Annotated in this window: 15 protein-coding genes and 5 pseudogenes; 13 read left to right on the plus strand and 7 right to left on the minus strand. The window is 51.0% G+C overall.

The window, feature by feature from the left end; all coding sequences use genetic code 11:
• Nucleotides 1–166: 166 nt before the first annotated feature.
• Both AACI_RS16820 and AACI_RS16825 read right to left on the minus strand, forming a co-directional pair.
• Nucleotides 167–433: a hypothetical protein gene (locus AACI_RS16820; protein WP_245530674.1), complete on the minus strand. Its 267-nt coding sequence runs from the start codon at nt 431–433 to the stop codon at nt 167–169.
• Between the two features lie 9 nt (nt 434–442).
• The gene (locus AACI_RS16825; RefSeq protein WP_245530675.1) at nt 443–856 is read right to left on the minus strand and encodes a helix-turn-helix domain-containing protein; all 414 of its coding nucleotides are present in this window, start codon (nt 854–856) and stop codon (nt 443–445) included.
• 164 nt (nt 857–1,020) lie between these two features.
• Between AACI_RS16825 and AACI_RS02615 the strand changes: the two are divergent.
• A pseudogene (locus AACI_RS02615) lies at nt 1,021–2,142 on the plus strand (IS256 family transposase); the annotation flags it as partial.
• Between the two features lie 188 nt (nt 2,143–2,330).
• Here AACI_RS02615 and AACI_RS02620 read toward each other — a convergent pair.
• Nucleotides 2,331–3,706, minus strand: a pseudogene (locus tag AACI_RS02620) (ISLre2 family transposase); the annotation flags it as partial.
• Between the two features lie 359 nt (nt 3,707–4,065).
• On the opposite strand from AACI_RS02620, the pseudogene AACI_RS17185 reads away from it, so the two are divergent.
• Nucleotides 4,066–4,246, plus strand: a pseudogene (locus AACI_RS17185) (transposase); the annotation flags it as partial.
• A gap of 288 nt (nt 4,247–4,534) precedes the next feature.
• Here AACI_RS17185 and AACI_RS02625 read toward each other — a convergent pair.
• A complete protein-coding gene (locus tag AACI_RS02625) occupies nt 4,535–5,449 on the minus strand; it encodes a hypothetical protein (protein ID WP_012809930.1) in 915 nt (304 codons plus the stop codon).
• A gap of 284 nt (nt 5,450–5,733) precedes the next feature.
• Between AACI_RS02625 and AACI_RS02630 the strand changes: the two genes are divergently transcribed.
• The 6 genes from AACI_RS02630 (at nt 5,734) to AACI_RS02655 (ending at nt 11,959) form a co-directional block, all read left to right on the plus strand.
• Nucleotides 5,734–6,630: a cytochrome c oxidase subunit II gene (locus AACI_RS02630; protein ID WP_012809931.1), complete on the plus strand. Its 897-nt coding sequence runs from the start codon at nt 5,734–5,736 to the stop codon at nt 6,628–6,630.
• 51 nt (nt 6,631–6,681) lie between these two features.
• The gene (locus tag AACI_RS02635; protein WP_394295648.1) at nt 6,682–8,616 is read left to right on the plus strand and encodes a cbb3-type cytochrome c oxidase subunit I; all 1,935 of its coding nucleotides are present in this window, start codon (nt 6,682–6,684) and stop codon (nt 8,614–8,616) included.
• 1 nt (nt 8,617) lies between these two features.
• Nucleotides 8,618–9,226, plus strand: a complete 609-nt coding sequence (locus tag AACI_RS02640; protein ID WP_012809933.1) for a cytochrome (ubi)quinol oxidase subunit III — start codon at nt 8,618–8,620, stop codon at nt 9,224–9,226.
• Entirely contained in the window at nt 9,223–9,546 is a 324-nt protein-coding gene (locus tag AACI_RS02645) for a cytochrome o ubiquinol oxidase subunit IV (RefSeq protein ID WP_012809934.1), read from the plus strand. The genes AACI_RS02640 and AACI_RS02645 overlap by 4 nt, the downstream gene beginning before the upstream one ends.
• Nucleotides 9,547–9,644: 98 nt before the next feature.
• Nucleotides 9,645–11,291: a PAS domain-containing sensor histidine kinase gene (locus AACI_RS02650; protein ID WP_148213721.1), complete on the plus strand. Its 1,647-nt coding sequence runs from the start codon at nt 9,645–9,647 to the stop codon at nt 11,289–11,291.
• A complete protein-coding gene (locus AACI_RS02655) occupies nt 11,264–11,959 on the plus strand; it encodes a response regulator (protein ID WP_012809936.1) in 696 nt (231 codons plus the stop codon). The genes AACI_RS02650 and AACI_RS02655 overlap by 28 nt, the downstream gene beginning before the upstream one ends.
• Nucleotides 11,960–12,155: 196 nt before the next feature.
• On the opposite strand, the gene AACI_RS02660 is transcribed toward AACI_RS02655, so the two are convergent.
• The gene (locus AACI_RS02660; protein ID WP_449224038.1) at nt 12,156–13,814 is read right to left on the minus strand and encodes an IS1634 family transposase; all 1,659 of its coding nucleotides are present in this window, start codon (nt 13,812–13,814) and stop codon (nt 12,156–12,158) included.
• A gap of 239 nt (nt 13,815–14,053) precedes the next feature.
• Nucleotides 14,054–14,212 (minus strand): annotated as a pseudogene (locus tag AACI_RS15735) (chlorite dismutase family protein); the annotation flags it as partial.
• A 566-nt stretch (nt 14,213–14,778) separates the two neighbouring features.
• Between AACI_RS15735 and AACI_RS15740 the strand changes: the two are divergent.
• The 4 genes from AACI_RS15740 to hemG all read left to right on the plus strand — a co-directional run bounded on the left by AACI_RS15740 (nt 14,779) and on the right by hemG (nt 19,574).
• Complete coding sequence (locus AACI_RS15740) at nt 14,779–15,717, plus strand: L-lactate dehydrogenase (RefSeq protein WP_012809938.1); 939 nt, start codon at nt 14,779–14,781, stop codon at nt 15,715–15,717.
• A 150-nt stretch (nt 15,718–15,867) separates the two neighbouring features.
• Entirely contained in the window at nt 15,868–17,568 is a 1,701-nt protein-coding gene (locus tag AACI_RS02665; protein ID WP_041707247.1) for an IS1634 family transposase, read from the plus strand.
• Between the two features lie 109 nt (nt 17,569–17,677).
• On the plus strand, nt 17,678–18,100 hold the full coding sequence (locus AACI_RS16730; RefSeq protein ID WP_218917105.1) for a hypothetical protein: 423 nt from the start codon (nt 17,678–17,680) through the stop codon (nt 18,098–18,100).
• 61 nt (nt 18,101–18,161) lie between these two features.
• Nucleotides 18,162–19,574 (plus strand): protoporphyrinogen oxidase, encoded by a 1,413-nt coding sequence (gene hemG / locus AACI_RS15745; RefSeq protein ID WP_012809940.1) that lies wholly within the window; start codon nt 18,162–18,164, stop codon nt 19,572–19,574.
• 563 nt (nt 19,575–20,137) lie between these two features.
• Here hemG and AACI_RS02675 read toward each other — a convergent pair.
• On the minus strand, nt 20,138–21,337 hold the full coding sequence (locus AACI_RS02675) for a transposase (RefSeq protein WP_012809941.1): 1,200 nt from the start codon (nt 21,335–21,337) through the stop codon (nt 20,138–20,140).
• Between the two features lie 982 nt (nt 21,338–22,319).
• Here AACI_RS02675 and AACI_RS02685 point away from each other — a divergent pair.
• A pseudogene (locus AACI_RS02685) lies at nt 22,320–22,608 on the plus strand (response regulator).
• Nucleotides 22,609–22,628: the final 20 nt, after the last annotated feature.

The following is a 22,628-nucleotide window of genomic DNA, read 5'->3' on the forward strand; positions in this document are numbered from 1 at the left end:
TGCAGCTTTTCGGCTTGAAACCGCACGATGGGCTGTTCATGCGTCTTCCCGTGGATGCGGACGTTGGCTACGTGATCGCGCCACCATGCGACCTGTCGGTTCAAATCCTCTTCGTCCACAAAGGCAACTGGCCAGAAGCTGTCCCGGATATAGCGAATAGGCCGTTCTACCTTGCCCTTGGTGCGGCTCCGGCGAGGCCGACATGCCTTGGGCACGAATCCGTAGAACTTGGCAAAATCGAGATAAGCCGGTTGCAGTCGACATGGCCTTGACCGTCATTGGCGACCACCAAAGGTGAACAGTTGTCGCTGAGCATGACGCGCGGCACACCGCCAAAGAACTCCAGGGCGTTGCGAAGGGCCTGAAGGATGTGCAGCTGGTCTGCCGCTTTGATAAACTCAACGTAGAGCATGCGGGAGTAGGCGAGTACCATGGCGAAGGCCTAAATCGTTCGTCGCTGACCGTGCGAATCGTAGTAGGGGAAGGCCCCCAAATCGATCTGGGCTTGTTCACCAGGGTCCGACTCATAGCGTTCCGTGGCCTTGGCAGAGACCACCGGGCGAAGTGGCTTCATGAACTCACGTAGGACGGTGATACCGCCGGTATAGCCCTGCTCCCGAATCTCTCGCAGAATTCGTTCAGCGTTGAGAACACCGAGTTGCATGCGTTGCTTCACATAGTCCTTGTAGGGCTCCAGCTTGGAACCCCTCTTTCGCTCCCCACGCGACGCTCTTTCGCCCTGCTTCTCCTCCACCGATGAATTCAGTGCGTTGCGAATGGTCTTTCGGTCATAGCCGAATCTTCTGGCCAGTTCCGAGATGCTGACGCCTGCCTCGTAGAGTTGCCTGATTTCCATCCTCTCGTCCTCCCTCATGACGGGCACCTCCCATGAACGGATGACAGGTGCCACGATTCGACACGGGGGTGGGGAATTCATCCCGATGATTTTGAGGAATGTAGGCCGATGATCTTGGGGAATTCTCATCCGATGTTATTGGGGATTTTACAACCGATGTTGACACCATCCAAGAGATGCTCGAAGCCGAATTGGACACGCACCTGGGGTATGCCAAATACGACGCGAAGCACAAAGACACGGATAACGTCCGAAATGGCCACGGCGCCAAGCGGACGGTGCAGTCCGAACTCGGCGATATCGATATCGCGCTTCCTCGAGACCGGAAAGGCGAGTTTGAGCCTTTGATTGTGCAAAAGCGTCAAAAGCGCATGCCAAGTATCGAAGAGCAGGTCATTGCGCTGTATGCTCGCGGTTTCAGCACAAGGGATATCCAGGACCACCTCCAGCAGATCTACGGCGTGGATATGTCGCCCACGCTGGTGTCGAACCTCACCGATCGCCTCTTGCCGCGGATTCAGGAGTGGCAGAATCGTCCATTGCACCCCCTCTATACCGTCGTCTTCCTCGACGCCATTCACTACAAGGTGCGCGAAGAAGGCCGCTTGGTAAGCAAGGCGGCGTACATGGTCATTGGCATCGACATCGAGGGTCAGAAAGATGTGCTGGGCATCTGGATAGGGCAGAGTGAGTCCTCGAAGTTCTGGCTAGGCGTGTTGAATGACCTGAAGGCGCGCGGCGTGCAGGATGTGCTCGTCTTTTCGACTGACAACCTGAAGGGATTCAGCGAAGCCATCGCCGCCTGTTTCCCGCAATCCGATGTCCAAAAATGCATCGTCCACCAAATTCGAAATTCGCTGCGGTATGTGTCCTATAAGGATTTCAAGGCGGTCGCGGCAGCACTCAAGCCCATCTATCAGGCACCCACGGAAGAGGCGGCCTTGATGGAGCTTGACCAGTTTGAACGGGGATGGGGAGCGCGCTATCCCCTGTGTGTGAAGTCGTGGCGAGACAACTGGACGGAACTCGCGACGTTCTATCGGTACCCTGTGGAAATGCGGCGAATCATGTATACAACGAACATCATCGAAGGCTACCACCGGCAGCTGCGAAAAGCGACGAAAGGGAAGAGCATGTTTCCAAACGACGAAGCTTTGCTGAAGATGCTGTACCTGGCGACGATGGAGGTGACGAGAAAATGGACGATGCGGGTGGCCAACTGGGGCACCATTCTGGGGCAATTGGCCATCTACTTCGGAGATCGCGTGACGCCCTACCTTCCGTGACGACGTTAGGTGGCATGCCCACGGTGTGTGGCATGCCACGTCCGGCCAGGATGGCAGCCTAACATCGGCTGTCAAGGCTGGGAAACGTACCTTGACAGCCTCACATAGGTACGACATCCTGGTACTCGCTACAGGAACGAAAGTAATCTCTTCAAAATGGAGTTTACACAGAACGCTTGACACACCCCATGCGGACCGACCAATGCTGGTATGTGTTTTTCCAGCCAAGTCGCCGCTTCTTCGACCCGTCTCGCGATTTCCTCCTCGTTCACTGGCTTTGTCTTCACCTGCACTTCCGCCTGCATTTCCGAACGAGAAGGCGTGTTTGCCCGCAGAGGCTCGTGATTGGCGCGCGTTGCAATCAGCCGCACTAACGCATCCGCCCCTGGCTTGCTCCAACGTGCCCCATGGCGCTTCATCCGTCGCGCCACGTGGTGGAACACCTGACCCTCAATCGCACCCAGACTCACCACATCACCATCGCCCACAATGCCTTGCCAATTCTTCTCCATGTATAATTTCAGCTTCGAGATACGCTGCTTCTTCGCCCCTTCGCTTTGCTTCTCCATCTTCGTCAGCACCTTTTCAACCCGCGACCACTCCTCGGTTCTCACCGCATCCCATATCTTCCGGTAGGCCTGCGTCTCCTGTCCCAAGGCCGCAACCATCGCCCGCCGCAGGTGAAAGGGATCCAATCGATATCGAGCCCCAGGGAGCATTTCGACGCCCTTCTTCGCCCATTCCGCCCCGTCCGCACCGAGCCAACACCGTTTCACACTGGCCCAATCCCACACGCGCCAAAGGAGGACACCACTTCCTCCCAGAAGCGTTCAGCTTCCTCAGTCCCCGCGACCACCTGTCGATTCATCAGGGCGCGCCGTTCCCGCCCTTGTTCCTGCTTGCCTTCATACGCCCCGGCCACTTTCAATTCGAAGTGTGACTGGCCCTCTTCCTCCCTGCGCCCTCGGACATACACGCCATCCGCTTCCACGAAGAGTGTCTCGGCTTTGCGTCTCCCTCCCGGAGCGTCTCCTTGTTCGAACACCTTCTCGCGCTCCAGTTCCGCTCGGGCGCGCTTCTCCCCTCCGAGCCTTTGCACTTCTTGCCAAATCGCCATCGCGCTTATGTCCGGCACCCAAGTCTGTAGAATCTCTGCCGCGCGCCGGTACGACACATCTAAAGCCAACGCCACAGCTTGGTCTCTCAACTTCCCGCTCAATCGACGACGGGGTTCGAACCCTGCTACCTCATCCAACAGGAAGCGACGTTCGCCCGTCTTTCGATTGCGGTAGTAACGCCGACGATACGTGATCTCTCCCAGGGTGGACAACACGACCGTCCGTGGTTTACGCTGAATAAGTTCCCACTCATTTCGGTCACGCTCCGCCGCCAGCTTCTCGTCCCACGCTTCGAGCAAGCGCGGAACCATTTCCCTCATGAATTCGGCGAAGGACCTCATGAGCCTCTCTTCAAGAATCGCGAAGTCGCACGGATGCTCAGACAACCACAAGAGATTCATCCACAGCGGCAGGAAACCCGCCGCGCCATCAAGAATATCTAACATGGAGACCTCACCTCTTCATCCGCGCTGCAACGTGGGTTGTTTTTGTGCTCAGTGAGGTCTCTTCTCTTTGTCCCCGGAAAATCCCTCCGAGAACAACCCCCTACTCAAACTTTATACGCTCAACCTAACACCAGACACAACGGAACCAACTCGTGACGCAACTGACGCAGATGTTCGAATTGGACGGGAAGACCGGTCGGGAATATCTCACTTTAGTGCACATGTCCGAAGCCGTCCTTCCTAAGCGTACGTCTATTGTTTATTCATATGGTTATAATATAATATGTATCAAATAAAAGATATAAAAAGAACTAAATAGAAGAATGGCTTGAGCAGGTGGAAAGGCCGATATCAAGGAATTGAAATCCTTTGCCAGGGGCTTACGACGCGATTTGGCTGCGACGGCCGCTGCGTTCAGTCAATCTTGGAGCAACGGTCAAGTAGAAGGACAGATCCATCGTTTGAAACTGCTCAAAGACAAATGTACGGGCGTGTGCCAAGTTCGATTTACTCCGGCAGAGAGTCCTGTACCGTGGATAGTTTCTCTTCAAACTTCTGGTCGGCTAAACCCGTGCGAATGCACCAAAATGCGCAAGAGCCAATTCTCATCTGATGTTATTGGGTATTTTACACCCGACGTTGACATGCGACGTCCAAGGTGTTGGAGAAGTTTACGAGTACCCATCGCCGTTTCAAAGTCGTACATGACGACAAACCCCGCCAGAGGAACTAGCGAGGTAGTTTCACATTTTTGGGTTATTTCTCGTCTGGTTCGATCTGGCAGACGCTCGCGTCACGGGCAGTATGTCGTCCTTCACCGTCTGGAAGTCAGTCTGGATGAGTAGAGCTGTGGCCGAAAGAATGAATGATGTATGTTTGGGACAATGCGTAGGCGCAACACCCCATAAACAAAGCGGCTGCTCCCCAATGGAGTGTGACAATGAAAAGTTGGAGTTTACTCATGAGCGACAAAATACCGAGGGTAATTTGAATGCCGAGTAGTACCGTGATCATAAGGCTTGTCTTGACCAAAAATTGAGTTGAAAAAGAGGACATGGTGAACAGGATACAAGATAACAGCAACAGGAGGGTTGAACCTACATGGATAATGAGCAAGGCCTCACTTACCCCTTGTGAGGGAGGGACGTGTTGCTCGTGACTCAATAGATAGCTATCTTCACCGAACAACGCTTGGCTGGCTCCTGAGTGTCGAAACACTGCACCTAGTGCCACAGTCAACAATCCTGCCAAATAAAGCATCCATGCACGGTGTTTCATGACAGAGCCCGTCGATGAGATTTGGGGGAGGGTGGCTTGCACTAACCGGCTTTGTTTCATGGCGAGATTGGATAAATGGACGAACAAAGAAAGCATAATCACGCTGTTGATGACATCAACCGTTGTCGCAACACCAGGGAACACAAAGAGCACAATCATGCCAGCATAGATGATCTGCACTAATAGGGATATCATAGCAAAAACAACTGTATAAACCATCTGTTTGTTTCCGCGATAGGCTTTCAAAATCCATAAAAACAACCAAAGCGAAAGTACACCTAACACAACTGCGGCGATTCGGTGGGACAACTCGAATACAAGAGACATGTTGTCTTGCAGCGGATGTCCACACAACGGCCAATTTGGACAAACGAATCCAGCGTTTTCTCCCACGATTAAACCTGCAAGCACCATTTGTATCCCGACGAGTACGGTGACTGTCCAACTCAAATGGTGAAGTTTCACCCTCACTTACCACCTTCCTTATGAGAGTGTGCCACTGGCACTCCCATGCTAACGGGGTTGGCGGATAGAACCTAGACCCAAATGGACTACACGGGAGGACTATTTAGGAGTCTAACGTCGAACTGTTAACCTTTCGTTCGATGAGCTTTCGTTGTGGCAAAAGAGGCTGCGGCGGTTGCGAATGGTCTGTTTGGATTAGTCCATAAATGGTTTGGTTATGTCTCTGCACGGCTCTTCAAAAGGCATACGATTTCCTCGTCAAAATACAGAGAGGAGGTTCAGGGATGTCTCATGCCGCCTTGTCATCTCGAATACTTCTTACGGTGCAGGGAGGACTGTCGTCTGTACTTAAACCAGCTGGACCGGTAGCCGGACAGGAATTAAAGATCATTGCCGGCTCATTGATACTCACAATGATTGTTGTTGTGCCCGTCATCGTGTTGTTTGGTTTCATTCTATGGAGATACCGGGACAAACAAGATAATCCGGCTCGCTATGACCCCGAGTGGTCAGAAAGCAAAGTGTTGGAAATTGCGTGGTGGGGAATTCCAATTGTGATCATCGGCATTTTGGGAGCCTATACCGCCAAAGTTACCTATGCGCTTACGCGGCCTCCCGTAACGGACGTTAAACCAATGACTATCGACGTTACCTCTCTGGACTGGAAATGGTTATTCGAATATCCTGATCAAGGGGTAGCAACGGTTAATGAACTGGTCATTCCGGTGGGGGTACCCGTCGCATTCGATTTGACTGCTGACGGGCCGATGAATTCGTTTTGGATCCCGAGCCTCGGTGGACAGGAATATGCCATGCCGGGCATGGTGATGCGATTGTGGCTCGAGGCCAGCCGTCCAGGTGTGTATTATGGCCATGCTGCAAACTTCACGGGACAGCAGTTTGCAGGAATGCAATTCAAGGTCGTAGCAACCTCGCGTGCGGCGTTTTCAGAATGGGTTCGACAACTGAAACAGGTGGACCATCCCTTAACAGTGACCCTCTATAGTCAATTGCGCCAGCCCTCAGAGATAGGAGTCCAGCTGTATTCGTCCTATCCTCGCGATCTGTTTGCGGAAGTCGTATGGCGTGAAGGCGGTCAGTACATGGTAGATTCGATGCCGAGTTTGGGAAGCACACACGTCAGTGTGTCACCGGTTATGGTCAACGCCATGAATCAGTAAGGGGGAAGCTATATGCCCGCGTGGTTTCGCGACTTCGCTGACCACTATCTGATGTGGAACGAAGGGTACCTGATATGGATATCGGATATTTTGATTTTGCTCGTCAGCTTAGGCATAGTTTTTACGTTAACATATTTAAAAAAATGGAAATGGTTATGGAAGGAATGGCTCACAACTGTCGATCACAAAAAGATCGGCATCATGTATTTAATTTGTGCATTGTTAATGTTCTTCCGAGGCGGCGTAGACGCGCTCTTGTTGCGTACACAACTGGCCTTGCCTGGTGAGCACTTCCTGAGTGCGGAACACTACGATCAGATTTTTACAACCCATGGAACGATTATGATCTTGTTTATGGCCATGCCGTTTATGTTCGCGCTCTTCAACGTTGCCGTACCACTGCAAATCGGGGCGCGAGATGTGGCTTTCCCGTATCTTAACGCGCTGTCGTTCTGGTTGTTCTTCTTCGGTGCGTTACTGTTTAACTTGTCGTTTGTGTTTGGTGGTTCTCCAGATGCAGGTTGGACGAGCTATCCTCCGTTAACTGAAAACGCATTTGATCCAGGACCAGGGGAGAACTTCTATCTGCTTGGCATCCAAATATCGGGGATCGGTAGTATCGCTACAGGTATCAATTTCTTGGTAACCATTCTGAAGATGCGTGCACCTGGTATGACGTTAATGAAAATGCCACTCTTTAGTTGGTCTGTGCTCGCATCTTGTATCATTATCATCTTTGCCTTTCCTGCTCTTGCCGTCGCTCTTGGGCTTCTGATGATGGATCGCTTGTTTGGTGCGCACTTTTTCACCATGTACCACGGCGGCGATCCAATGATGTTTGTAAACCTGTTTTGGGTGTGGGGGCATCCGGAGGTCTACATCGTTGTACTTCCTGCGTACGGCGTGTACTCCGAAGTTATTGCGACATTTGCGCGTAAACGGATTTTTGGTTACACCTCCATGGTGATTTCATTAATGTTGATTGCTGTGATCAGTTACTTTGTGTGGGCTCACCACTTTTTCACGATGGGAGCGGGAGCAGACGTAAATACATTCTTTGCGATTGCGACAATGGCAGTAGGAATCCCAACAGGTGTTAAGGCTTTCAACTGGTTGTTCACCATGTTTCGTGGGCGTATCCAGTTCAAACTCCCAATGTTATGGGCTCTCGCGGCGATTCCGGCGTTCGCCATCGGCGGAGCCACTGGTGTAATGCTGGCAACCGCTCCTGGAGATTATCAGTATCACAACAGTTATTTTCTGGTCGCCCACTTTCATCAGATGCTTATCGGTGCTGTGGTTTTCGGTTACTTAGCAGGGATGTATTATTGGTGGCCGAAGATGTTTGGTTTTAAACTTGATGAAAGGCTTGGGAAAATTGCGTTTTGGCTCTTCAATATTGGCTTTTACGTCGGTTTCATGCCGATGTATTTCTTGGGGCTTAACGGTATGCAACGCCGGATGTACACCTATCCTTCGGATATGGGGTGGGGGACACTCAATTTCGTCGCCACCATCGGAGCCTATCTCATGGGCCTGGGTTTCCTCTTTATCGTGGCACAGGTTCTGTACAGCATTCGCTACGGCGAGCGAGACATCACTGGAGATGCTTGGGATGGCCGGACGCTTGAATGGTCGATTCCGTCCCCGGCTCCTGCATATAACTTCGCTGTGATTCCTACAATTCATGATCGCGATGCGTGGTGGGAGTTGAAACAGAGAGGCGAAGCAGATGCTTACAAAACGCGGCGAGAGGACGTTCATGACATTCATATGCCCAAGCCCAGTGGAAGACCATTCTTGGCGGGCGTAGGATTTTTCTTTGCGGGTATGGGGTTCGTCTTTGAATGGCGCTGGCTTGCTGTCTTAGGTTTGCTGGGTGTCGTGGCATGTCTCATTTCGAGGGCTCTCGACGACGAAGAGGAGTATGAAATGAAAGCCGACGACATCATTGAAACGGAAGCTAAGCTTGGGAGGTTGATATGACATGGCAAGCGTAGTCTCTAACCTCCGCACACCTGAGTATCGAAGTGCCTATCAAGCGTTGAAGATCACGGGGTTCTGGGTGTTTCTTGCCACGGATATGTTACTCTTTGGATGTCTCTTCGCAACCTATCTCGTTCTTCGTACACACACCGATGGTGGGCCGACGCCCATACAAATTTTTGATATTCCTGGGTTTACCCTTGAAACCTTTTTCCTCTTGACTTCGAGCTTTACCGGGGGAATTGCGACATGGGCGATGAGAAGCGGACGGCAGAAGCAGACCGTGTCTTGGATGCTTGTCACAATGATGTTTGGCTTGGCGTTCATTCTGCTCGAGGCGACCGAATTTGCACATGATGTGACGGTCGGTGCGACGATTGGACGAAGTGCATTCCTGTCTGCCTTCTTCACACTCGTTGGAACCCACGGGAGTCACGTGTCAATTGGACTCGTGTGGATGTTTCTAACGATGTTACAGGTTCTAAAACATGGGATTACACCTCAGACTGCGAGAAAAGTGTTCGTCGTGAACCTGTACTGGCACTTCCTTGATGTTGTGTGGGTGTTCATCTTTACAGTGGTTTATCTCTCGGGGGTGGTGTTATCGTGAATCGCACGTCACGCATTGAACCCGTTCATCCGGGTGGGCTCGCTAAGTACATCATTGGTTACGGTTTGTCACTAATCTTCACGGCAATTGCTTTTTGGCTGGCATTAAGTCACGCAATGTCGATACGTCCGCTCATCATCTTGTTGTTCGTTCTGGCAGCTTTACAAATTGGTGTTCAGTTGTTCTTCTTCATGCACGTGACCGAGGGTGATGGTCCTCCCTATCATGCGTTGCTCTTGCTCTTAGGGATGATTTTTACATTTGCTGTAGCCATGATGTCGATGTGGATTATGGCATTTGGCACAAATGTAAGCTACTAAAGGGCGAATTAGGCTGTTGAGCTCGAGACTCGAGCTTCAAGGAAGTGACATAGATTCGTTAAGGTTTTGCCACACGCCTTCTGCCACGGTCTGCTATAGTGATTCTGGAAGACACGGGCAAGAAGGCGTGTGGTGATCAAAATATGTTTGGTAATCGACTTCATCAAATTGAATCTGTGTTACTCCAATTGAAGAACGTCGATCCACATGTAGGTAGCTTGTTACGAGAACTCTCTGATATTAATGGTGCTCTCGATGAAGCCCTGATTGTGGCCATCACGGACGTGCGCGGAGTTATCACTTATGTTAATCGTAAATTTTGCGAGATGTCCCAATATAAAGCGGAAGAGCTTATTGGACAGACGCATAGGATCGTCAATTCCGGGTATCACTCAAAGGCATTCTTTAGGGATATGTGGAGAACCATCGCTCGAGGTCAAATTTGGAGAGGCGAAATCCGAAATCGAGCGAAAGATGGAACTTACTATTGGGTGGATACAATCATCGTACCTTGTTTGGATGCAAGGGGGAAACCATACCAGTACATTTCATTTCGTAATGTTGTGACGCACCGCAAAGAAGTTGAGGAGCGACTACAGACGCTTTTGGCCACGATGCCTGATCTCGTAGCATTTCTCGATGGTGAGGGTCGGTTGTTACAAGCGAATGATGCGCTGCTTCATTTTGTTGGATTGGATCGTGATATGTATCGTGGTCGCTCAATTGAAGAGTTGCTTTCAGCAGAGGTTTCTGGAAAGGCGCTACTGCGCGACTTGAAGAGAGGAATGGACGAAGCGTGGGAACGCAAGACCACTCAGATTGTTGAATCGTGGATTTCTACGGGGGAAGATGATTCATCGCGAGTGTTTGAACGAACACTGGTTCCGGTGCTTGAGGTTGACGGGCAAAAGAGCGGTTTGGTTGCTCTCTATCGCGACATTACGGAGCAAAAGAAGATGGAATGGTTTTTGCGCCGTGCAGATAAAATCTCCGCTATCGCGGAAATGGCGGCTGGAATCGCCCACGAGATTCGCAATCCTCTTGCAGCCATTCGCTGGTCGCTCGAGGCTATGGCGCTTCGCTTTCCAGAGGCAAAAAAGGAATTGTGCGCGATGACGGACGAACTGGCCCGCGTCGATTCCATCGTCGGTGAACTTTTGGTTCTCGCGAAACCTGCGGATGTTCAGTTCGAGGCCGTGCGCGTCGTCGATGTACTTGAGGTTGTCTGTTTGCTACTTCAAAGTCAAGCCCGAAAGCAGAAGGTGAAGATTCAGGTAGTCATACAAGATCACGATTTGACCGTGCTTGGTCAGCCAAGTCATCTGAAGCAATTATTTCTTAATTTGATGAAAAACGCACTGGAAGCTATGCGAACAGGTGGGGAATTAGAAATTGATATAAGGAATTCTAACGATGATTACGTGATTGTCTCTATGGTGGATGATGGGCCAGGGATTCCGCCGGAAGTGTTGCCTAGGTTAGGAGAACCTTTTTTCACTACAAAACCCAACGGAACAGGATTAGGATTAATGACATGTCACAAGATTGTGCGTGATCATGGTGGGAGCTTGCATATTGCCAATCGAAAACCTCACGGGACACACGTTGAAGTGCGATTGCCGATCCTGAAGGATGGAATGCTCAAACGATCCGGGAAGTGTGCAAGTGGTAATGAAGTCAGTATAGAAGCCCTTGCGGCAGGCGGGAGGAGCGAGGCATGGGGACATGGCAAGATGAGAGCGTAATCAAAGTCTTAGTGGTTGATGATCACGAGTTATTTCGGCGTGGGGTCGTAACAGTGCTTCGTTCGACACCAGGGATCTACGTCGTAGGAGAGGCGGGAAATGGCCGTGAAGCGATCGAATGCTTTCAGACGCTGCAACCGGACGTTACGCTTCTAGATATTCACATGCCCGTGTGCAACGGTCTGGAAACAGCCCGAAAGATGCGAGAAGCAAATCCGAACACGAAGATCCTCATGCTGACGGTGTCGGAAACAGAGGAGATGCTGTTCGAAGCTGTGAAAAGTGGAGCGTCTGGGTATGTGTTGAAATCGGTAAGTCCAGAACGGTTGATCGAGTGTGTTCGTCAAGTCTATGAGGGGGAACCTGTCGTTCCGAGCAGCCTTGCGATGAAAATGATTGCTGAATTCTCACGTACTGCTGAGACACGTATGCCTTCCAGTGAGTCGGTAACGGAATTGACGGAGCGCGAACGAGAAGTTCTTCAATATCTTAGTGCGGGGGCCAGCAACAAAGAAATTGCCCGGGCACTTTTCATTAGTGAAAACACAGTTCGCAATCATGTTCGGCACATCCTAGACAAGTTGCATTTGTCGAATCGCGCTCAAGCTGCCGCATACGCGGTGCGCAATGGTATTGCTCGAGGGCGTCAACTTACAAGCGATGTATGATAACCGACTAACCGGAACCCATAAGGTACCATTACGTCGACCAAAGCCCCGCTCAGAAAGCGGGGCTTCGCAGCTTAGGATGTTCGGCTTTGGAAGTCACTGTTCGACCCGAGTTCGACACTTGGTAGTCATACAAAGTCCCACGAACCCATTCCTGGCGCTAGTTCGTGGGACCTGTGGATAACTCGTGTAGTGTCTACAGCCCTCGTGTTCGAGGTTCCATGCGCAGAATTCTTGGTGGCTCCGTGATCCGTAGCGCTCGCAGGATTTCCCACTGTACCTCGGTCGTTTCTGTGCGCTGCACGACGATCCCATCTGGGGTGCTCTTGGTCACCTGGTGCATCGCTTGCATGTGGGAGCGGATGTCGGGCCAGGAGCGCCCTGTTTGGACTTCGGCGATGCGCACCAGCAACAAGGCCAGCCAGCAAAGCAGCACATGCGAACGGATCCGCTCGTCCTTCCGGTGATACATGGGACGGATGTCCAACGTCGTCTTCAGTGTGCGAAACGCGGACTCCACCATCAGGAGTTGCTTGTATCCCAGCGCGACATCTTCCGTCGACAGCGTGTCGTCGGAGGTGCGGATCAGGTACTTCCCGTCCAGATGAGCCGCTTGCCGCACGGCCTCCGGGTCAATTCTCAGGTTCCCCCATCGGTCCTGTTTCAGATAGCGCTTGAACGTTGGATGGCTCGCAAGCCGACAGTGCGCTTTCGTGTGCGCTTCGCCCTGAAGCTCCTTGAGGCGTTCCAACTCCATCCGAAGCTCGCGCAACATCGCCTCTCGGCGCGCCTCATCGCGTTTGGCTTCCTCGGGATTGAACGCCAACACGTAACGGACCCGGGCCTCACCGTCTCCCACCACAACCTCCTTCACCTTCAGGTTCGGACGAAGCTCACGAAAACGTCCAGGGCGCGCCAAGGCCACTTCCACCGCTGATTTCCCGGAGTTCATTTTCTCCCCAGCGATGTAGTGACCGCCGGCGCGTTGCAGGATCCGCAGATTGCTCTCCGATACGAAGCCGCGGTCTACAACCGTGATCACCCGGCCAAGCCGCCATCCGATGAGGCCCTGTTTGACTTCTTCGACCACGCTCATATCCGCCGTGTTCCCAGGCCACGTCCAACAGCGGACAGGGATGCCGTCTCGTGTCACCGCAAGGCCGATCACCACCTGTGGCAAATCGGGCCGATGGTCTTTCGAATATCCTTTGCGCCGTAGTCCGTCTTCGGGCTCGTCCTCCGTTTCGAAGTACGTGGACGTCGTGTCGAAGAACAGGAGGTCCACGTCCAAGTTCAAGAGATTGCTGACCCGCCGGAAGACCTCATATTGCAACTCTTCTGTCACATCGTGGAGAACGTCCATGGCCCGGTACGCCTGCCACACGTCCAACTCGGTCATACCAGGAAGGGCCACTTCGCGCTCGACCCACTCCTCCATGGCCAGCTTGCTGCTTGGCGCCAACGCGCGATTCGCGACCATGGCGAAGATGACACGCTCGACAGCCGCCTTGAACTTCCGGTCGACCAGCCGCTCGCGCAAGACTTCGTCCAATTCAAGCTGTCGCCACAGCTCGTCCAGCAGATACGCCCCTCCCATGGGACGGCTGTCCAGCAGCGTGGTTTGGATGGCTTCCGACTGGCCGCGCCCCGAGGTAAACTCGTCGCCCACGAAGCGATGAATACTCTGGGCAAGGCGCCGGAGCGCCTCCAGGTCCATTTCGTCTTCACGACCGAAGGTGTACAGGACCTTGGCCTTCGGCTGACCGGTCTGTGGATCGCGGTAGTTATGGGCCAACTGCACGTAACCGGTAACAGAACCGTTCTTGTTTTTTCGGCGAATGACGCGGATATACATGTCCACATGATACGACACATACTACGCCTATGTAAACACAAAAATAACGTTATCCACAGATAAACGCATGCCTACAAAAAAGCGATAGAAAACGCGGCGCATGCCTGTGGATAAGTCCGACAAGCCGCGCCGCTTCAGGATCCCACATCCATCCATGAGTCTACATGCTCTATCCAACTGTCGAAGCCGGGTTCGAGGAAGTCAACACGTACCTGGCAAGAGTCAAGGAGCAAACATGTCTACACATACTTCTCAAGCGCCTCTCTTATATCGTATCGCCTTCCAACAATGAAAGGCCATTCATGTTTCGTAAACCGGCGGGCTTCTGTAGCGCGCATCCTTCGCATCATTTCCACAATGCGATCGAGGTGATCAGATTCGAATGACAGCAGCCATTCGTAATCACCGAGTTAAAGTCTCAAGTGGTGGTGTAAAATCGGTCGGCCCGAATTGACGAGAAAGCCACCGTGCGTGTCTACTTGCATCTTGCGGATCCATTCCAAAACTGCGAAGCTATTGAGCAAAGCCATCGTGCGTACCTCCTACTCTTTCGTGTTGTGCCACACACGAGTAGACACGCACGGTGGCTTCACTGTCAACAACGAGCCGCAAATTTTACACCACTACTTGAGACTCTAACCGTAACACGTCGATGTGATCCTCATCTTGCATCTTGCACTGTGAAGCTATTGAGCGAAGCCATCGTTGCGTGCCTCCTACTTTTGGGGGTGGGTCACACTTCGAGTAGACACGCATGGGGGATTTCTCGTCAATTGGGACTGACGGATTTTACACCACCACTTGAGACTTTAACGATTTACGCACCTGCGCGTGAAGAGATGGTTGATTCATTGGGACTATATGAAAATGACTCGTTTGATGCTCGATGACATAATGGACACTGTGCAGAATGAAGTGTGGAGATTACGTAATCGTTCCATAGAGCGCGAGGGAGGCCAAGCGTATGACAATACGATTGACTCGGATTGTGATAATTGGAGTGGGTTCTGTAGGAACAGCCACTGCTTACACACTATATTTACGGGAACGAGCATCAGAAGTCGTCTTAATTGATGCGGATATGCAAAAAGCGGAAGGCGAAGCTCTAGATATGCAACACGGTAGTATTTATTGCGGTGGGACGAAAATCCGCGCGGGTACATATGAGGACTGTGCAACAGCAGACATCGTAATTGTCACGGCTGGAGTGGCTCAGAGGCCTGGACAATCACGTATTGACCTCTTGGTGAAGAATATACAAGTTATTCAGGATATTTCTTTTAAACTAAAACAATATGGTTTTAATGGAATTCTCATTGTTGCATCCAATCCCGTAGATATACTTAGCTATGTCGCATGGTATATTTCGGGCTTGCCATCTGAACGGGTAATAGGATCAGGGACTGTCTTGGATTCGCTCAGGTTCCGATATTACCTTGGTAGAGAATTGGGGGTCGATCCTGGGAGTGTCCATGCACAGGTGCTAGGCGAACATGGTGACACGCAAGTTCACATATGGAGTAGTTTGAATGTTGGTGGAGTTCAGGTGCCAATATCTGAAAGGATTAGGGGCGTCGAGGACCATACGCGTCGAGCTGCTTATGAATTAATTGAACACAAAGGTTACACAAATTATGGAATCGCATTAGTGCTCGATGCAATCTGCGAAGCTATATTACAGGACAAACATACGGTTTTGACTGTTTCAACAAAAGTAGCAGAATATCACGGGGTATCGGATGTTTATTTGAGTGTTCCGTGTGTTATAGGGGTGCGAGGGATCGAACGCGTTATCGAAGTTCCTATGAGTGACATGGAAGAGAGGGTGTTTCAAGAATCTGCAAAACATCTTTATAACGCCACGAGGGAAGCCATTCGTATCATTGGGTGGAGAGAGTCATAATGAGAGTTCTCATGTGCGTCGATAGCATTGAAGACATTGAGAAACTGAGTTATTTAAAGCCCACATTTCGCGCCCGTTTTTCGGGCTTGTGTTCATTTTCGACAGGAATTTTGATTCCACACGTGGAATTGGATAGCCCGTCGTATCTTCGTGCGGGAGGCTTTCCAGTTGTTCGGTCCAGTTCGCTCGTATGTCATGGGGCCTGCGCCCGTTTTAGCCAGACTGATCGACGAGTTGAAGTGGGTAGAGATTATCGACGAGTTCGTGCCACGTCCGGATAGCAAACTGTCCGTCGGGCTGCGTACCAAGGCGTTGCTGGTTAATATCGGCACGAATCGCGAAGCCCTCTACCGGGTGGAGGAGTTCTACGCGCAACGGGATGTGGAAGTCCTGCTTGGAAGCGGCGTCTCCGCAGACGATCTCCATGATGACGCTTTGGCCCGGGCTCTGGATGCCTTGTACGACGCAGGTCTCGAGGCATTATACGCGCGTATCGCCCTCCACACGCTACGCAGACTCCGGGTGCTCAGCGATTCCAACGAACTCATCCCCATCCATGCGGATACCACGTCGCTCTCTATGACAGGCGAGTACCTGGACCAAACAGCGTTTCGCATTGACCGGGGATTCTCCAAGGACCACCGGCCTGATCTCAAGCAAATTGTGTTTGGACTTTGCACCGTCCATGGTCTGGGGCTATGCGCGAACGTCAACCCTGGGAACTTGGACGATCACACATGGAATTTCGAGAACATCCAGCAACTCCTGAGCCAGCTCGATGAGGAGACGCGAAAGAGAAGCGTCTACGTCGCGGACGCGGCGTTGGTGACGAAGGACAACCTTGAGCTTTTGGCGGAGGAAGACTTCCATTTCATCTCACGACTGCCGGGGACGTATAAGCTGTCCGAGGACCTGAAGAGAGCGGCATGGGAGAAAGAAAACAGCTGGAAAGAAGTCGGTCGGCTCGCTGAGGCGGAAGACAGCGCCCATTACAGGATCCAGGCCTTCCGTCGCACGCTGTACGGGCGAACGTATCGATTCGTCGTGGTGCGCTCCTCCAGCCTGGATACCCGGAAGGAGCGTAAGCTCAAAGAGGTGCTCAAGCGTGAGAAGGCTGCGCTGGAGAAAGCGGCCAAGGCGATGAGCCAAAACGTCTACAGTTGTGAACAAGATGCGCAGATGGCCATGCAGACCTTCATGCACGAACACCGTGCCACTTTGCATCCCATCTCCGCCCGCATATGTGCCGAGCAGGTGCAGGCAAAACGCGCGCGCCGCGGTCGCCCGCGCAAAGATGACCCGCCACCGCCGGTGCATACACAGTACCGTGTGGAAGTGGCGATCTTACCGCCTTCTGAGGAGCGGGTTCAGCAGTGGCGAGAGAAGGAAGCGACGTTTGTGCTCATCACCGACATCCGCGATGATCAGCGTGTGTCAGATGAACAGATCCTCCGCCTGTATAAGGAACAACACGAGGTGGAGGCGCGTTTTCGGTATCTGAAAAGCCCGTATCACGTGGGTCCCATCTACCTGCATAAGCCGACACGGGTGAAAGCGTTCGGTTTCGTCATGCTGTTATCCCTGCTCTTGTATAGCGTATTGGAATATCTCATCCGAGAGAAGATGAAGCGGGAAACGGAACCGCTCATGCTGCCAGGCAATCGAAAGAGTTTTCGTCCAACAGGGTTGGCCATCCTCGAGATGCTGGATGGAGTGACGACCGTGCACATGCAGGTCGGCGACACGTGGCAGCGAGTACCTGCAACGCCTCATAATCCTCAGATCATGAGGGTTCTTAAGCTGCTGAACATGGACCTGAGCATCTACACGGAAGCGCAAAAAACGGCTTGATCAACGTTTGGGTCCGTGTGCACAGGGTTTCCAAAACTGAACATTTCTCAAAAAGATCGCGCTTTCGATAGCCCACACCCTTCCAGTCCCACAGTCGTCGGACGCTCAGATGGCTACCTCGCTCGAGTTTCCAGCTAAGTTTCTGTCGCGCGGCGCGAAATGTGGGTTAAAGAGTTATTTCGGCGTTGTAGAGGATTTTAACATAACGGTTTTGTATATTTCGGACCCAACAATTGGATTAGCTTTTGGCGAAGACAATGAAAACAATGATGTTCATTATATTTTGCCGGATCAAGAATTGATATACAAACAACAACTCGAGGAATATGCGTCGCGCGTATTTCAACACTGGCTTTCAAACGTGAAGTTCAGACACGAGATAGGAGATCGAGTTCGAGTCATTAAACGAGTAATGCAACAAGAACAAGCCTATATATTGGCTGTAACTTGGAAGACTTATCGAAAGTACAAATTATCTAAACTTCGTATCCACGAAATACTGTTCGAGGAATATAAGTATAAATCAAGATGAAGCGGCTACTTATTATGACAGTTACGCGCATCGCTCAAACTACGTCTGGGGGTATGACAACATGAAACGCGTTGCTATTATCGGTGGTGGCATTGCAGGGTTGTCCGCATGTCTTGCGCTCGTCAAGGCCTTGGACAAATATCCGACAGAAATCATATTGTATGAGGCCAGCAATCGCCTTGGGGGACACGTGCATACAATTCACGATCCCTCTCTTGACCTTACAGTTGAAGCCGGACCTGATTCGATTTTAGCACGAAAACCCGCCAGTATACATCTCTTAAAGTCACTTCACTTAGAACACGAGATTGTTCATGCTCGACAAAGTGCAGGTAATATCTTCATTGTTCGGGATGGCAAATTGCACAAGGTTCCAAATGGGTATATGGGCATTCCATGCAGTGACACTGCTGTGGAATCAAATCTACTTAGTCGCGAAGGAAAACAGCGAGTGTTGGCGGAAGAATGTCTTCCAGTTCAGGATGTGAGTGTCGACATGTCGCTGGGTGCGTTTTTGCGCGGTCGGCTTGGAGACGAATGGGTTGAATATATCGGTGAGCCTCTTCTCGCTGGTCTTTACGCAGGAGCGATAGATAAACTATCTCTCCTTGCAACTTGGCCATTTTTGGTCAATTTGATGCGAGAACATGGGAGCCTAGTTGCGGCTAGCCGTGTGATTGCAATGGTTGGGAGGTCTTCTAGCACGACTGGTGGATTTGTGTCCGTTCGAGGCGGCTTAGAATTAATTATTGAAAGAATGTTGGGACAAATTTGTGAACATCGTAGTGCTGATATTCGGTTGGGGGCGCGTGTGCTTTCAATCACGAAGGACGGGCATCGATATCGTGTCACTGCTGAGACGGAGGGGGGCAATCGAACCGTGGATGACGTGGACGGGGCAATCATTACAGTTCCTTCGTTTGTTGCACAATCTATACTTAAACCCATACTTGAACTTCCGGATACGGGAGTGTTTTATCAGTCTACTGCCACTGTTGTGTTAGTGTATGAGAGACATGCAATAGATATCGATTTGGAAGAGGCGTCTGGCTTTCTAGTACCTCGACCGGAGGGGATGACTATTACGGCAACGACTTGGGTGTCCAGTAAATGGCCACATATATCTCCGCCAGAATATGCAGTCATTCGCGCGTATGTTGGGCGAAGAGATCAGGACCAGGCACTGACCTTGTCTGATGCAGATCTCGTTCGATCTGTCACGAAAGAGGTGGGGAAACTCTTAGGGACTGATGCTTGCCCGATTCGTCATTATATTACTCGCTTTGATAAGGCAATGCCCAATTATGCGGTGCATCATCTGTGTCGGGTTGAGAAAATCGAAGCCACTCTTAAGCAAAAATGCCCCGGTATCTTCTTGGCCGGAGCGGGCTATCGTGGAGTAGGACTGCCGGACTGTGTAGAACAAGGAACACGAGCGGCCGAGCATATTTTGGCTTCACTATTTCAGGTTTGACTATAAGAATGAAATTTAGGATCTTTTCTTTACGTGCGTCTATGTGAGGCTGATACTATACCAATATCACAGATGGGCTGCAGGTGATGTGAGTTAGAGGGAAGGTGCGGGAGTGCATCTTCCCATTTTCGACTCTGCAATCAAAGTCCATCGCGTGTCGCATTGCGAACTTCAACCGCTGAGTAAACCCCTGATTCCTGCGTCGCCTTTCCACCGCCGCGTCCTTGAATTTCTCCTTCACTACATAATTGTGTTGCAACATGACGGTCCTGTCTCTTTATCAACAACCTTAAATTGTGAAACGGGCGCGGTTCGATGAGCTTTTGGATGTTCGAGCGGCAGGTTGTACAGAACAGATCATCACATCTTAACGGTCTCAAGAGACTAATTAAATTAGTTCAAACGGGCGTCGCCTATTAAGAGAGCCTTTTGCAGAATGACGGATTCCATTGCGAGCGAAAACGACGCACACTTCTCGTGAAAGATAACGCATGCCATAAAAACCCTTTTCTGTTGTGTGATAAATCACGTCCCTTCAGTGGTGTTCGGTTCGAAGCATCAGGTTAAGCCACCTGCTCGATACGATTCGTCCGGTGCATCGCCAGAGCAGATGCCAAGAGCACAATCGCGTGGATGTACGCATGTACGGTGACTTTCTCGATGCCACGTACATGCACGCCGTCCAGCGTCAGCCACTCTTTCAGCCGTGCAAAACAGCGCTCTACAGCGGTCCGTTCATCATAAAGCATCTTCCATGTGCGAGAGCCGCGATGTGGATTCGCGTATCGACGGACGTCCTCATCGAGGTGCTTCTTCACGACCATGCCATAGTTCGATGCAGAACAGGCAGCCATGCCAAGCGGGCAATCGACCTGGCCTGTCGCGTGCGGACAGCGAAACTTGAGCCAGGCGTTATGGACGCCCCAATACGTCATTCGGTACCCCATCGTGCAGCGGGGCGTGCCGTCGAAATCCATCCCTTCCGGCGGCTCTTTCTCATTCCGGCGATTCATCGGGATGATAGCCTGAGCGCCCAATGCTCGAGCGGCTTCATAGTTTTTCGTCTGGTCGTATCCTGCATCCATCAACACGAAGCGAATCCGCCAGTCGTGGTGATGAAGCTCTTCCATGAGGGGAATGGCCATCTCTCCATCGTAGACGTTCGCTGGCGTCACCGTGAGCGCCATAGGAAGTTCACTTTTCGCATCGACGGCTAAATGGACCTTGTAGCCAAACCACGCCAGCTTGTTGCCAAAGGCATCGAACTTCGCGCCCCAGTTGGCCCGATTGGAGGGCTGGACACCTGAGCGTGGGTGTTTCCGCTCATAAGCATGGATCGCCGTGCTGTCGATAGCGACGTGTTCGCCCTCGATGAGCCCTTCGTCACGACATTGACGCACCAACTCGGCAAATAGCGTCGCCGCAACCCCTTTGTCGACGATAGCTTGGAAGACGCGGCTTAGAGTCGAGACAGATGGAATGGATTCGTGAAGGGAGAAACCGCACTGGTAACGGAAGCGCAAATCGCTCTCCAAACGTCGGTGAAGCTGCGTGAAGGTCGAAATGCCCTCAAGGGGTGCCGCGAGAAATGCGCGCAAAATCGCTTCTCGAGAGATGGGCTTTGCCCCTTGGGGTGTCGAACTTCTCAGCTTCGCGGCATACGGGCTCAAATCGAGGGTCGAGAAAAAGAGCTCACGTCGTTCACATGGACTCATTTCCATCCATTCGTCGAAGGAAAAGAGCCACGCTTGTCGAACATACACGTTGGACTTCGCCCCCTTGAAATGGTTTGCTGGATACCATTTTCTTTCTCTCAAGTTGGGGTGAAGTCCTTCTTTGTGCTCGAAAAACCCTTGCCGCACAAGGACTCGTGATTCTGCAAAAGGCTCAAGAAAATCAACAGTATTATCCATAAAGAACCTTCGAGGAAGCAACTTATCCTATCAGTCAAACGTTGAATGGAAAGCTTTCGAGACGGTCGGGGTGAACACAGAAGTGGATGTTGAATTGTTTCTTTTAGAGTGTGACAGACACTTAACACTGCTTGAGGCGTCTGGACTGCGACTTCAGCGTGAAGGTCCAAACGACCGACTACTTGAAGATATGTCGCTCCATGTGAGCACTCTAATGAATCTCAGTTTCCGCATGGGCATCATTCAACTTGTTTATCTTGCGTACGGTGTAGAGGTGATTTTGAAGAGGATATGTTCGAGTCACTATAAGCAAGACGACTATGAAATCCATATGTTATTTGTGCTCTTCGATAGAATGAGACAGCACCTCGATTCGATTCAAATAAATTATATGAAATACGGGAACAGAGGGCGCCATTCACTATCTGAATGCATATATGCACCTCCATTTCATTTGTACGACCCTGACAAAAACGATATAGATATATACCATAGGTTTCTCAAAGAAGATAATAAATCCCTATATAGCATTTATATTCGTATATGCAACGATTGTATTCGTATTCCGACGAAAATGTTGGCAGTGTACCAGGCTATTAAAGAAAGTGGGGAACTGATTGCCAGCCTCCCAGAGGAAACTGAGATATGGCGAGAACAAGTCAGTCAATCAGAGGTGAGAATCTTGGCTTATCTCGATTCTTTGATAATCAACGATCTGATTGAGACCATTTTTCATATTCGTGATGTGGAGGCTTGCGATATCTTAAAATTATCCAGTTAAAATAAAGCTCTAATACATTTATCATCCATAAATGGCTGGGAAAGTTTATATATGGCGAGGATTCTTGTAGTAGATGATGCAGCATTCATGCGGATGGTGCTTAGATACATCTTAGTAAGTCACGGCCATGAAGTTGTCGATGAAGCTGCCGACGGTAACCAAGCAGTGGAGCGTTATCAGGCGTTATCAGGAGTGCAAACCTGATCTTGTAACAATGGATTTAACCATGCCAAATGTAGATGGTATTCAAGCGATCAAGAAAATTCGGGCTATTGACCCTGACGCCAAACCGTTTCAAATTGACCGAGTAATAAGCGCTGTCGACAAAGCCCTGAATTGAAAATTATGTATTTGAAAGAT

The sequence above is a fragment of the Alicyclobacillus acidocaldarius subsp. acidocaldarius DSM 446 genome (assembly GCF_000024285.1).
Classification (GTDB): domain Bacteria; phylum Bacillota; class Bacilli; order Alicyclobacillales; family Alicyclobacillaceae; genus Alicyclobacillus; species Alicyclobacillus acidocaldarius.